This window comes from Micromonospora sp. CA-248089 (genome assembly GCF_050948515.1).
Taxonomy (GTDB): domain Bacteria; phylum Actinomycetota; class Actinomycetes; order Mycobacteriales; family Micromonosporaceae; genus Micromonospora.
Map to the genome: position 1 here is coordinate 3,846,119 of NZ_CP192016.1, position 11,388 is coordinate 3,857,506.

13 protein-coding genes are annotated in these 11,388 nt (G+C 71.4%); all 13 read left to right on the forward strand.

Annotated features, from left to right (window positions below; translation table 11 throughout):
• Positions 1-13 precede the first annotated feature (13 nt).
• Positions 14-1,090 carry a class I SAM-dependent methyltransferase gene (locus ACQP26_RS18255; RefSeq protein ID WP_269705511.1) on the forward strand — a complete coding sequence of 359 codons (1,077 nt, stop codon included), beginning with the start codon at positions 14-16 and terminating at the stop codon, positions 1,088-1,090.
• The gene (locus ACQP26_RS18260) at positions 1,090-1,401 is read left to right on the forward strand and encodes a hypothetical protein (RefSeq protein WP_091417013.1); all 312 of its coding nucleotides are present in this window, start codon (positions 1,090-1,092) and stop codon (positions 1,399-1,401) included. Before ACQP26_RS18255 ends, ACQP26_RS18260 begins: the two co-directional genes overlap by 1 nt.
• A complete protein-coding gene (locus tag ACQP26_RS18265) occupies positions 1,401-1,787 on the forward strand; it encodes a hypothetical protein (RefSeq protein WP_433493484.1) in 387 nt (128 codons plus the stop codon). Before ACQP26_RS18260 ends, ACQP26_RS18265 begins: the two co-directional genes overlap by 1 nt.
• Before the next feature lie 132 nt (positions 1,788-1,919).
• A complete protein-coding gene (locus tag ACQP26_RS18270; RefSeq protein ID WP_281577524.1) occupies positions 1,920-3,029 on the forward strand; it encodes an ABC transporter substrate-binding protein in 1,110 nt (369 codons plus the stop codon).
• Between the two features lie 76 nt (positions 3,030-3,105).
• Positions 3,106-3,885, forward strand: a complete 780-nt coding sequence (locus tag ACQP26_RS18275; protein WP_269705507.1) for an ABC transporter ATP-binding protein — start codon at positions 3,106-3,108, stop codon at positions 3,883-3,885.
• Positions 3,886-3,897: 12 nt separating this feature from the next.
• Positions 3,898-4,758 (forward strand): ABC transporter permease, encoded by an 861-nt coding sequence (locus ACQP26_RS18280; RefSeq protein ID WP_013286892.1) that lies wholly within the window; start codon positions 3,898-3,900, stop codon positions 4,756-4,758.
• A gap of 100 nt (positions 4,759-4,858) precedes the next feature.
• Positions 4,859-5,605: an SDR family NAD(P)-dependent oxidoreductase gene (locus tag ACQP26_RS18285; RefSeq protein ID WP_269705506.1), complete on the forward strand. Its 747-nt coding sequence runs from the start codon at positions 4,859-4,861 to the stop codon at positions 5,603-5,605.
• A gap of 36 nt (positions 5,606-5,641) precedes the next feature.
• Complete coding sequence (locus tag ACQP26_RS18290) at positions 5,642-7,006, forward strand: M20/M25/M40 family metallo-hydrolase (protein ID WP_269705505.1); 1,365 nt, start codon at positions 5,642-5,644, stop codon at positions 7,004-7,006.
• Positions 7,003-7,830 carry an alpha/beta fold hydrolase gene (locus ACQP26_RS18295; RefSeq protein ID WP_269705504.1) on the forward strand — a complete coding sequence of 276 codons (828 nt, stop codon included), beginning with the start codon at positions 7,003-7,005 and terminating at the stop codon, positions 7,828-7,830. Before ACQP26_RS18290 ends, ACQP26_RS18295 begins: the two co-directional genes overlap by 4 nt.
• The gene (locus ACQP26_RS18300; RefSeq protein ID WP_433493485.1) at positions 7,827-8,291 is read left to right on the forward strand and encodes an Ohr family peroxiredoxin; all 465 of its coding nucleotides are present in this window, start codon (positions 7,827-7,829) and stop codon (positions 8,289-8,291) included. Before ACQP26_RS18295 ends, ACQP26_RS18300 begins: the two co-directional genes overlap by 4 nt.
• Complete coding sequence (locus ACQP26_RS18305; protein WP_269705502.1) at positions 8,278-9,267, forward strand: EamA family transporter; 990 nt, start codon at positions 8,278-8,280, stop codon at positions 9,265-9,267. Before ACQP26_RS18300 ends, ACQP26_RS18305 begins: the two co-directional genes overlap by 14 nt.
• Positions 9,268-9,312: 45 nt before the next feature.
• Positions 9,313-10,170, forward strand: a complete 858-nt coding sequence (locus ACQP26_RS18310) for an IclR family transcriptional regulator (protein WP_269705501.1) — start codon at positions 9,313-9,315, stop codon at positions 10,168-10,170.
• Positions 10,163-11,362: a CaiB/BaiF CoA transferase family protein gene (locus tag ACQP26_RS18315; RefSeq protein WP_135240659.1), complete on the forward strand. Its 1,200-nt coding sequence runs from the start codon at positions 10,163-10,165 to the stop codon at positions 11,360-11,362. The genes ACQP26_RS18310 and ACQP26_RS18315 overlap by 8 nt, the downstream gene beginning before the upstream one ends.
• Positions 11,363-11,388 lie beyond the last annotated feature (26 nt).

The following is an 11,388-nucleotide window of genomic DNA, read 5'->3' on the forward strand; positions in this document are numbered from 1 at the left end:
AGAGGAGACAAGCATGCTGGACATCGAGGAGCGCCTCACCCTGGATGAGCGTTCCGCCGTGGACTTCGTCCTCGGCCTGCGCAAGCGATGGGCGGACACCGTCTACCCGGCGCTGCGCGACGAGTACGGCGCCACCGGGGCGTCGGCCACGACGATCGCCGACGCCGGTCAGGTGCTGCGTGGTCTTCCGCTCTACCCGTGGTTCAGCCACCTGGAGCGGGTGCAGCAGAAGATGCTGTGGAAGGTCGCCGGCGACGCGGTGCTCAGCCGCCGCGAGGAGCTGACCGACCAGCTCACCTCGCTGCCCGAGCAGCCGAAGGGCTCGCTGGAGCTGAACCCCGACCTGGAACTGCCCGACTGGTACACCGACTACGACATCCACATCCAGCCCGGCAGCTTCTTCTCCGACGACATGTCGGCCTACGTGTACGAGTTCGGCGCGCGCATCGTCATGCTGCGCGACAACGACGGCTACAAGTTCCACACGCTGTTCGCCCAGACCGCGCTGCCCGAGCTGCCCGCGGCGACCCGGATCGTCGACATCGGGTGCGGTTTCGGCAAGAGCACCCGCCCGCTGCCGGCCAAGTACCCGACCGCGCAGGTGATCGGCGTGGACCTGGCCGCACCCGGTCTGCGCCTGGCCCACGCCGAGGCCGAGGCGACCGGACTCGCGATCGACTACCGGCAGGCCGACGGCCGGGCCACCGGCATCGAGTCGGACAGCTGCGACGTGGTCACCGGCACGATGGTGCTGCACGAGATGCCGGCCGCCGCGATCCGGGAAACGATCGTGGAGGCCGCGCGCCTGCTCAAGCCGGGCGGCTCGCTGCGCTTCCTCGAGTTCATGCTGACCGGCGACCCGCTGCGCGACGCCACCGTCTACGAGCACGCCGAGCGCAACAACGAGCCGTTCTTCCACGACCTGTTCGGCTCGGACCTGATCGAGGTCTGCGCCGAGGCCGGTCTGACCGACGTGTCGTGGACCCCGTTCGACGAGCGCCGCAACGGCGTCCAGCCGCAGGGCTGGGGCGACCGTCCCGAGTGGCACTTCCCCTGGGCCGTACTGGCCGCGACCAAGCCGGAGGCGTGATGAGCACCGAGTTCGACTACTTCGGAGACCCCAAGGTCGGCAAGCTGCTCGACCTGGTGCTGCAGCTCTCCACCGAGCTGCACGTGACCCGCCAGCGCGTACGCGTCGTCGAGGCGCTGCTGACGCGCTCCGGCGCGCTCACCGCGGGCGCCGTCGACGAGTTCGTCTCCACCGAGGAGGAGCAGCAGGTCCTCGACCGGGAGCGGGACGCGCTGCTGGCCCGCCTGATGCGCATCCTCACCGAGCACGGCCCCGCGGAGCACCCGCTGCGGGACCAGTGGGAGGCGGCCCTGAGCGAGAAGACCGGCTGATGGGCACACCGGACGCGCCCGGTCTGATCGACAGGTACCTGCAACTGTGCGAGGACCGCGAGCTGGACGAAGCAGGACGCTTTCTCGCCGCGCAGGCCCGGTTGGTCTTCCCGGGCGGCCGGGAGTACTCCTCGCTGCGGGAGATGGCGGCCGCGTCCACCGGTACCTACCGGTGGGTGCGCAAGCACCGGGACCGCTACCTGGTGGGTGACACCGACGGGCGGGTCACGGTGACCTCGCTCGGGCGGCTGTACGGGGAATGGCTCGACGGCACTCCGTTCGAGGACATCCGCTACGCGGATGTGTTCGTGCTCGACGGCGAACTGATCGTCGAGCAGCACGTCTACAACGATCTGGCCCTGGTCGCGCAGCAGCGCGACGCCTGATTGGCCCTGGTCGCGTCGCTGCGCGACGCCTGATTGGCCCTTGTCGCGCAGCAGCGCGACAGCTGATTCCCCCGCCTCCGCCGTCACGGCGGCGGAGGCGGTCTCCCCCGACTCACGACGAGGTGTGTGCATATGAAACGAAAGTGGGCTCTGCTCCCGGCGGCGCTGGCCGCCACGCTGGTCCTGGCCGCGTGCGGCGGCGGCTCCGACGACGAGGCCGGCGGCGAGGGCAAGGAGGCGAAGCTGACCATGGCCATCGCCTCCGCCGTGATCGGCCCGAAGGAGGAGGTGGCCGTCTACGCGGTCGCCAAGGAACTCGGCTACTTCGCCGAGGAGAAGCTGACCGTCGAGACGATCAACGCCGACGGCTCGGTCGCCGCCCTCCAGGCGGTCGCGTCCGGCAGCGGTGACATCACCCCCGCCGACGCCGGCTCGGCGCTCGGCGCGGTGGAGAAGAACGTGCCGATCAAGGCCGTCGGCGGCCTGGTGCAGAACTGGCCGTGGGTGATGGCGGTCAAGCCGGACTCCCCGATCACCGGCGGCGCGGACCTGCGCGGCAAGAAGATCGGCGTGATCAGCCTGGCCTCCGGCTCGGCCCCGTACGCCCGCGCCTACGTCAAGGCCGCCGGTCTCGACCCGGCCAAGGACGTCGAGCTGCTGCCGGTGGGCGTCGGCGCGCAGGCCGCCGCCGCGCTCAACGACGGCAAGGTCGACATGCTGGCGCTCTACACCCAGGCGTACGCGGTCATCGAGAACGCCGGCACCGAGCTGAAGTACCTGACCAACCCGGACGTGTTCAGCGGCATCCGGTCGCTGACCTTCAGCGTCGGCGCCCGTGACTTCGACGCCAAGAAGGACTCGTACGAGCGGTTCCTGCGCGCGGCGTACAAGGCGATGCTCTTCTCGGCCAAGAACCCCGAGGCCGCCATGAAGATCGGCTACAAGGTCTTCCCGCAGATCCTCGCCGGCAAGTCCGCCGACGAGCGCCTCAAGGCCGACACCGAGAGCCTCGCCGCCTGGCTGAAGACGGCCACCCCGGCCAGCGGCGACCCGGAGCAGTTCGGCGACTGGGGCGCGATCAGCGACGAGGAGTGGGCGAAGACCCAGGCGTACACCAAGGAGGCCGGGCAGATCACCGGTGACGTCGACCTGAAGAAGCTCTGGGACCCGAGCCTGCTCTCCGGCGCGAACAACTTCGACAAGGCCGCGGTGCTGAGCAAGGCCGCGAACTACACCGCCTAGGCAGCGGACAGCGGAAGGGATTTCGATGGCCATCAAGGCGACGGCCCGCCGGGCGCAGACGCAGGCTCCGGCATCGGTGTCGGAAGACTCCTGGATCGAGATCGACGGGCTGGACAAGGAGTACCGGCCCCGTAAGTCGGCACCGACCCAGGCGCTGAGCGACATCAACCTGACGGTACGTCGCGGCGAGTTCATCTCGGTCGTGGGACCGTCCGGGTGCGGCAAGACCACTTTGCTGAAGATCCTCGCCGGGCTCAGCCCGAAGTCCGGCGGCGCGGTACGGATCGCCGGGCGGGACGTGACGAAGCCCCTTCCCGAGGTCGGGATGGTGTTCCAGGCACCGACGCTGCTGCCGTGGCGCACCATCTTCGACAACGTGATGGTGCCGGCGGAGATCCAGCGACTGGATCCCCGCCGGCACCGGGAACGCGCCCAGCAACTGCTCGACATGGTCGGTCTCAACGGCTTCGAGCAGAAGTATCCGCATGAGCTCAGCGGCGGCATGCAGCAGCGGGCCGGCATCTGCCGGGCCCTGGTGCACGACCCGGCGGTTCTGCTGATGGACGAGCCGTTCGGCGCGCTCGACGCGATGACCCGCGAGTACATGAACGTGGAGCTGCTGCGCATCTGGCAGGAGAGCAACCAGACGATCGTGCTGGTCACGCACTCCATCCCGGAGGCGGTCTTCCTCTCCGACCGGGTGGTCGTGCTCAGCCCCCGGCCGGGCCGCATCGCGGAGGTCCTGGACATCGACCTGGAGCGGCCACGTGACCTCGGCGTCATGTCGTCCGACCGGGCCGGGGTCTACGTGGAGCGGATCCGCCGACACTTCAACGCCGCCGGCGTTATCGACTGACGAGGGACAGCCATGGCAACAAGCAATCTGGTCCGCGAGCCGGCCCAGCCACCGGCGCCGTCCGCCCGGCCCGCCAAGCCCGCCCGGCGCAAGTTCGACCTCCGCGAGAAGCCCCAGCTCTGGCTGGTCCCGACGGTCTTCGTCGTGGTCGTCCTGGCCTGGGAGTACGGCGTCCAGCTCATCGGCGTCGACGAGTACGTCCTGCCGCTGCCGTCGAGCGTGGTCGAGTCGCTGTGGCAGCAGCTCGGCGACGACCAGTTCTGGGGCCACTTCTGGGTGACCACCCAGGAGGCGCTGCTCGGGTTCGTGATCGGTGTCGGGGCCGCGCTGGTCCTCGGCACGTTCATCTCCCAGATCAAGATCGTGGAAGCCACCCTGATGCCGTACATCGTGGCCTTCCAGACCGTGCCGAAGGTCGCCCTGGCCCCGCTGTTCGTGGTCTGGTTCGGCTTCGGCCTGACCAGCAAGGTGGTCATGGCCGCGGTGATCTCGTTCTTCCCGATGCTCGTCAACGTCATCGAGGGCCTGCGGGCGGCCGACGCCGACAAGATCCAGATGCTGACCGTGTTCGGCGCGAGCAAGACCCAGATCTTCCGGATGGTCCGGCTGCCCAGCGCGCTGCCGTTCATCTTCGCCGGCCTGGACATCGGCATCGTCTTCGCCATCCTCGGCGCGGTCGTCGGCGAGTTCATCGGCGCCAAGGAGGGCCTGGGCTACCTGCTGCTGCAGACCAACTACAACTTCGACATCGCCGGCATGTTCGCCGTCCTGGTGGTGCTGTCGGTGATGGGTCTGGTGGCGCACTTCGTGATCCGGCTGCTGCAGAAGCGGCTGGCCTTCTGGGCCGAGGACACGAAGGTGATCGGCGCGTGACGACAGCTGACGGGACCGTCGTCACGCGTGCGGAGCACCGGCCGGGCGTGGTTCACGCCCGCCCGGCCGGTGGCCGGACGGGAAAGGCAGGACACGAGACATGAACACCGATCCGAACCGGTTCGACGGGCGGGTGGCAGTGGTCACCGGCGCGGCCCGCGGCATCGGCGCCCGCATCGCCGCGACCCTGGCGCAGCGCGGCGCGACGGTGGCCCAGGCCGACCTGCTCGACGACTGGACCGAGGCCGAGCTGACCGGCGGCCCGCACACCCGGCACCGGGTCGACGTCCGGTCGGCCGCCTCCTGCGCCGGCCTGGTGGCCGAGGTCCTGGACGCCCACGGCCGCCTGGACCTGCTGGTGAACAACGCCGGGATCGTCCGGCGCGGACCGGCGGCGACGATGTCCGAGGAGGACTTCACCACCGTCCTGGACGTCAACCTGACCGGCACCTTCCGGATGTGCCAGGCCGCGTACCCGGCGCTGCGGCAGGCCGGCGGCGCGGTGGTGAACATCGGCTCCACGAACGGGCACATCGCGGTGCTGAACACGCTCGGGTACTGCGTCAGCAAGGCCGGCGTGATGCACATGGCGCGCGTGCTGGCGCTGGAGTGGGCGCCGGACCGGATCCGGGTCAACGCCGTCGGACCCACGATCGTGCCCACCGACATGACCGCCGACGTACGCGGCGACGACGCGTACCTGGCCGACAAGATGGCCTCGATCCCGCTGGGCCGGATGGCGCTGCCGCAGGACGTCGCGAACGCGGTCGCCTACCTGCTCAGTGACGCCGCCGCCATGACCACCGGGCAGACGATCTTCGTCGACGGCGGCGTCACCATCCACTGAACTTCCCCCTCTCCGACCCCTTCTGTGAGGACCACCATGCCCAAACCGGATACCGCGGCCGCTCTGGCGGCCGTCGACAAGCACTTCGACGAGTTCGTCGAGGAGCTCCAGCAGCTGTGCCGCATCCGCAGCCGCCGCCAGGAGCCGGAGCAGATGGAGGCCACCGCCGAGTTCATCGCCGGGTCGGTCCGCCGCTGGGGCGGCGAAGCCGAGATCATCCCGTGGGAGCAGTCGTACCCGTACGTGCTGGCCGAGGTGCCGGGCGAGGGTGACAAGGCGCTGCTGCACTTCACCCACTACGACGTGGAGGTCGAGCCGGCCGGTGACGACGCCGACTGGATCAGCCCGCCGTACGCGGCGGAGATCCACGACGGCCGGCTGTACGCCCGGGGCGTGGCCGACGACAAGGGCGTCGTCATGTCCCGCATCCACGCGGCGGCGGCCTGGAAGCTGGCCGGGCTGACCCCGCCGGTGACCAACCGGATCATCTTCGAGGGCAAGAAGTGGCTGCACAGCCCGGGTCTGGGCTCGTTCGTGCAGGCGCACGCCGACCGGCTCGCCAGCGACGCGGCGCTGTGGGAGAACTCCTGGCTCGACGGCGAGGACCGGCTGCTGCTCAAGCTCGCCGAGAAGGGCGTGCTCTACCTGCGCCTCACCGCGCAGACCCTGCCGCGCGACCTGACCAGCCAGAACACCGCGCTGCTGCCGGCCGCCACGGCCCGGCTGGCCGCCGCCCTGGCGCAGCTGCAGCAGCCCGACGGCACCGTGACGATCCCCGGTTTCGCCGACGACGCCCGGCCGCCGACGGACGAGGAGCGGGCGCTGCTGGAGAAGGTCGCGTTCGACGGGGACTTCCTGCGCAAGCGGGCGCAGGTCGACCGCTTCACCGGTGACCTGGACGACCAGGCCGCCGCGGTCGCCATCCGTACCGTGCCGACGCTCACCGTCGCGGGCTTCGCCGGCGGCGACATGCGCGACGACGTGACGCTCGGCATCCCGTCGACCGCCTCGGCCAAGCTGGAGATCCGGCTGGTGCCCGGCCAGGACCCGGACCGGGTGCTCGGCTGCATCCGCGACCACCTGGCCGCGACCGGCTTCGGTGACCTGCGCATCGAGGTGATGGCGACCAGCCGGCCCAACCTCACCGACCACCGCGACCCGTTCGTCGCGCTGGTCGCCGACGCGGCCCGCCGGGTGTACGGGACCGAGCCGGTCATCGAGCCGTACACGCAGTGGATCGGCAACCAGGGCGTGATCGCCGACCGACCGATCGTCGGCGTCGGCGTGTCCCGCGCCGACTCCGGTGTGGACGGCCCGAACGAGAACATCCGGCTGGACGACTACAAGGCCGGCATCAAGCACGTCATCGAGGTCATGGCGGCCCTGGCGGTGACGGAGTGACCCGGGCCCGCGGCGTGGCCCGCCGCGCCTACGTCGACGTGCCGTGGGGCCAGGTGCACTACCGGCACGGCGGCGACGCCGACGCCCCGGTGCTGCTGATGCTGCACCAGTCCCCGCTCTCCTCGGCCACCTACGACGCGGTGATCGAGCCGCTGGCCCGCCGCGGCCTGCGGGTGATCGCCCCGGACACGCCGGGGTTCGGCATGTCCGACGCGCCGCCGCGCCCGTGGTCCATCCCGGAGTACGCGGCCGGGGTGTGGCAGTTCGCCGACGCCCTCGGGCTGTCCCGGGTACACCTGCTCGGGCAGCACACCGGCGCGATCGTCGGCGCCCAGGCACTGATGTCGGCGCCGCAGCGGGTGCACCGGCTGATCCTGCAGGGCATCCCGCTCTACGACGAGCAGGAGCGGGCGGAGAAGAAGCGGTCGTACGCGCCCGGCTACTCCCCGGACCGCGACGGCGGGCACCTGAAGGTCATCTGGGACCGGGTGTACGGCCTGTACCCGCGCCTGACCCCGGAGGAGGCGGACCGCCAGGTCACCGAGTACCTGCTGACCGGTCCGGACTACGCCACCGCGTACCGGGCGGTGTTCGACCACCACGTGGACACCGCCGCCCTGGACGCGCTGCCCATCGTGCTGCTGCACGGCGCCGACGACCTGCTGGACCGGATGACGCCGCAGGTGCGGGCCGCGCTGCCCGGCGCCGAGCTGGTCACCATCCCCGGCGGCACCGACTTCGTGGCCGACGAGCAGCCGGAGGCGTTCGCCGACGCGGTCGCCGCGCAGGTGCACGCCGACCTGGGACGGGAGGTGGCGGCGTGAGCGCCGGCACCCCGGTCTCCGAGGCGAAGGTCGTACCGGCGAACACGCTCTACACCGCCGCCGTCGAGGTCTCCGGCGGCCGGGGCGGCAGCGCCCGGTCGCTGACCGGGTCGCTGCGGGTCGACCTGACCCGCCCCGCGCAGCGGGGTCCGGACGCGCCCGGCACCGACCCGGAGGAGCTGTTCGCGGCCGGCTACGCGGCCTGCTTCGACAGCGCGCTCGCCGTCGCCGCCCGGCAGGCCGGCGTCAAGCCCGGCCCGACGACGGTGACCGCCTCGGTCTCCCTCGGGCAGACCGAGGACGGCCGGTACGCGATCGCCGTGGTGCTGGACGTGTCCGCGCCGCAGTGCCCGCAGGCCGACCTGGAACGCGCGGTGGAGCTGGCCGACCAGATGTGTCCCTACTCGAACGCCCTGCGGGGCAACACCGCGGTGGCGATCCGGGTCGATGGCCACCGCTGACCTGACCGAGCCCGCAGCGGTCCGCCACCCGGCGGATCCGCCGCGGCCCGCCGGCCCGATGGCCCTGGCCGTCGGGCTCGGCGCGGTCTACCTGATCTGGGGCTCGACCTACCTGGGCAATCGGGTGGCCCTGGACAGCATCCCGCCGCTGGTCGCCACGTCGGCCCGGTTCCTGGCCGCGGCGCTGCTGCTGTTCGCGGTGGCGGCGCTGCGCCGGGGACCGGCCGGGCTGCTGCTGCCCCGGCGGCAGTGGGGCGGGGTGGGCGCCAGCGGGCTGCTGATGGTCGGTGCGGGCAGCGCACTGCTCGCCCTGGGCCAGCAGTACGTGCCGACCGGGCTGACGTCGCTGGTGGTGGCCGGCATGCCGCTGTGGGTGCTGGTGCTGCGGCTGGCGGTCGGCCCACGGCCGTCGGCACTCGCGGCGGTGGGCGTACTGGGCGGTGTGGCCGGGCTGGCGCTGCTGTTCTCGGTGCCGACGAAGGGATGGCACCTCGGCGGGATGCTGCTGCTGGTGGTCTCCACGATGGTCTGGGCGCTGGGCTCGACGCTGTCGCAGCGGCTGCACATGCCGGCCGACCACCTGGTCGGCACCGGCTGGCAGATGCTCGTCGGCGGCGTCGCGGTGGCGGTGGCGAGCGTGGTCAGCGGTGAGCTGGGACGGTTCGACCCGGCCGGCGTCACCGGCCGGTCCTGGCTGGCGTGGACCTACCTGATGCTGGTGTGCACGGTGGTCGGCTTCAGCGTCTACACCTGGTTGCTGCGCAACGCGCCGATTCAGCTCGCGTCCACCTACGCGTACGTCAACCCGGTGGTGGCGGTCCTGCTCGGCATGATGGTGCTGGATGAATCGTTGTCCGGACGACAGGTGCTCGCCGGTGCCGTGGTGCTCGCCTCGGTGGCGCTCGTCATCGCGCGGGAGCGACCCCGGCAGGCCGGCGGCCTGCCACCCGGGAAGACCCCCGTCGCGCCCGCCTGACGCCCGGCGACCCCGCGCACGCACGTCGACTGTGGAGGATGAGAGATGATCACGACAGCGGTTGTCGAGAGCACCGCCGGCCGGACCCGCTCCGGTCTGGGACGCGCCCTCGACATCGTCAACATCATCGCCGAACGGGCCCCGGAGACCCTCGGCGTGTCGACGATCGCGCGGGAACTGGGTCTGCCGAAGGCGGTCGCGCACCGGATCCTCAAGGAACTGGTGGCCGACAACTTCCTCACCTTCAACGAGGAGACCAAGCGGTACCGCCTCGGCACCGGCGCGCTCGCCGTGGGCCTGGCCGCGCTGCGCGCCCTGGACGTGCCGGACATCGCGCGCCGGTACCTGGTCCGGCTGGTCCGCGACAGCGGCGAGACCGCCACGTTGTCGGTACGGCAGGGCTGGTCGCGCGTCTACATCGACCAGGTGCTCTCGCCGCACGAGGTCCGGATGTCGGTGTCCCTGGGCACCAGCCACCCGCTGCACTCCGGGTCGTCGTCGAAGGCGATCCTGGCGGCGCTGCCGGACGCCGAGGTCGACGACTACCTCGGCCACCATCCGCTGGACGCGATCACCCCGGTCACGATCACCTCCACCGCGAAGCTGCGGGCCGAACTGGGCCGGGTCCGGCGCCAGGGGTACGCGGTGAGCATGGGCGAACGGCAGAACGGCGCGGGAAGCGTGGCCGCTCCGGTGCGCTACGCGACCGGGCAGGTCTTCGGCTCGATCTCGCTGTGCGGGCCGCAGAACCGGTTCACCCCGGAGGTGTGCGCGGCGCACGGGGCACTGGTCGCCGCGGCGGCGGCGGAGATCTCCGCCGAACTGGGTTTCCGGCCGCCGGCGCAGCGTGTCGCCGGCCGGACGGGTCAGGAACAGAACTGGGGAGGTGGAACAGGTGAGTGACGGACCGCTGACGGGCCTGCGGGTGCTGGACGTCTCGACGATCCTCGCCGGGCCGCTGTGCTGTCAGATCCTCGGCGACTACGGCGCCGACGTGATCAAGATCGAGCACCCGACCATGGGTGACAGCATGCGCGGCCACGGCAAGGCCAAGGACGGCCATCCCCTGTGGTGGAAGGAGATCTCCCGCAACAAGCGGCTGGTCGGGCTGAACCTGTCCGCGCCGGAGGGCGCGGCGCTGCTGCTGCGGCTGGCCGAGCGCGCCGACGTGCTGGTGGAGAACTTCCGGCCGGGCACGCTGGAGCGCTGGGGCGTCGGCCCGGAGGAACTGCACCGGGTCAACCCCGGTCTGGTGATCGCCCGGATCACCGGCTTCGGGCAGACCGGCCCGTACGCCTCCCGCGCCGGGTTCGGCACGCTGGCCGAGGCGATGAGCGGGTTCGCCCACCTGACCGGTACGGCCGACGGCCCGCCCACGCTGCCCGCGTTCGGGCTGGCCGACAGCATCTGCGGCATCGCCACCTCGTCGGCGGTGATGATGGCGCTGTGGCACCGGGAGCGCTCCGGCGGCCGGGGCCAGGTCGTCGACATGAGCCTGCTGGAGCCGATCATGACCGCTGTCGGTCCCGGCCCCACTGTCTACGACCAGCTCGGCGTGGTGGAGCAGCGGCAGGGCAACCGCTCGACGAACAATGCGCCGCGCAACACGTACCAGACCAAGGACGGGTCGTGGGTGGCCATCTCCACCAGCGCCCAGGCCATCGCCGAGCGGGTGCTGCGGCTGGTGGGCCACCCCGAGGTGATCGACGAGCCGTGGTTCCGTACCGGTGTCGGCCGGGTGGCGCACGCGGACCTGCTCGACGAGTACGTGGGGTCGTGGATCGCCGAGCGGACCCGCGACGAGGTGGCCACGGCGTTCGCCGAGGCCGGCGCCGCCGTCGCACCGGTCTACAGCGCCAAGGACATCGTCGAGGACCCGCACGTCCAGGCCACCGAGATGATCACCACGGTCGACGACCCGGACCTCGGCCCGATGCGGATGCACAACGTCATGTGGCGGATGTCGGAGACGCCGGGCCGGATCCGGTTCACCGGCCGCTCCCCCGGCGCCGACACCGACGCCCTGCTCGTCGAGGAACTCGGCTGCGATCCGGCCGAGATCGCCGACCTGAAAGCCCGTGGCGTCGTCGCCTGACGACGCCGACAGCCGAAACGCGAGGA

Excerpts from the sequence above, each read along its gene's own strand:
- ACQP26_RS18255 (WP_269705511.1), top strand. The coding sequence starts at position 14 with ATGCTGGACATCGAGGAGCGCCTCACCCTGGATGAGCGTTCCGCCGTG.
- ACQP26_RS18260 (WP_091417013.1), top strand. The coding sequence starts at position 1,090 with ATGAGCACCGAGTTCGACTACTTCGGAGACCCCAAGGTCGGCAAGCTG.
- ACQP26_RS18265 (WP_433493484.1), top strand. The coding sequence starts at position 1,401 with ATGGGCACACCGGACGCGCCCGGTCTGATCGACAGGTACCTGCAACTG.
- ACQP26_RS18270 (WP_281577524.1), top strand. The coding sequence starts at position 1,920 with ATGAAACGAAAGTGGGCTCTGCTCCCGGCGGCGCTGGCCGCCACGCTG.
- ACQP26_RS18280 (WP_013286892.1), top strand. The coding sequence starts at position 3,898 with ATGGCAACAAGCAATCTGGTCCGCGAGCCGGCCCAGCCACCGGCGCCG.
- ACQP26_RS18285 (WP_269705506.1), top strand. The coding sequence starts at position 4,859 with ATGAACACCGATCCGAACCGGTTCGACGGGCGGGTGGCAGTGGTCACC.
- ACQP26_RS18290 (WP_269705505.1), top strand. The coding sequence starts at position 5,642 with ATGCCCAAACCGGATACCGCGGCCGCTCTGGCGGCCGTCGACAAGCAC.
- ACQP26_RS18305 (WP_269705502.1), top strand. The coding sequence starts at position 8,278 with ATGGCCACCGCTGACCTGACCGAGCCCGCAGCGGTCCGCCACCCGGCG.
- ACQP26_RS18310 (WP_269705501.1), top strand. The coding sequence starts at position 9,313 with ATGATCACGACAGCGGTTGTCGAGAGCACCGCCGGCCGGACCCGCTCC.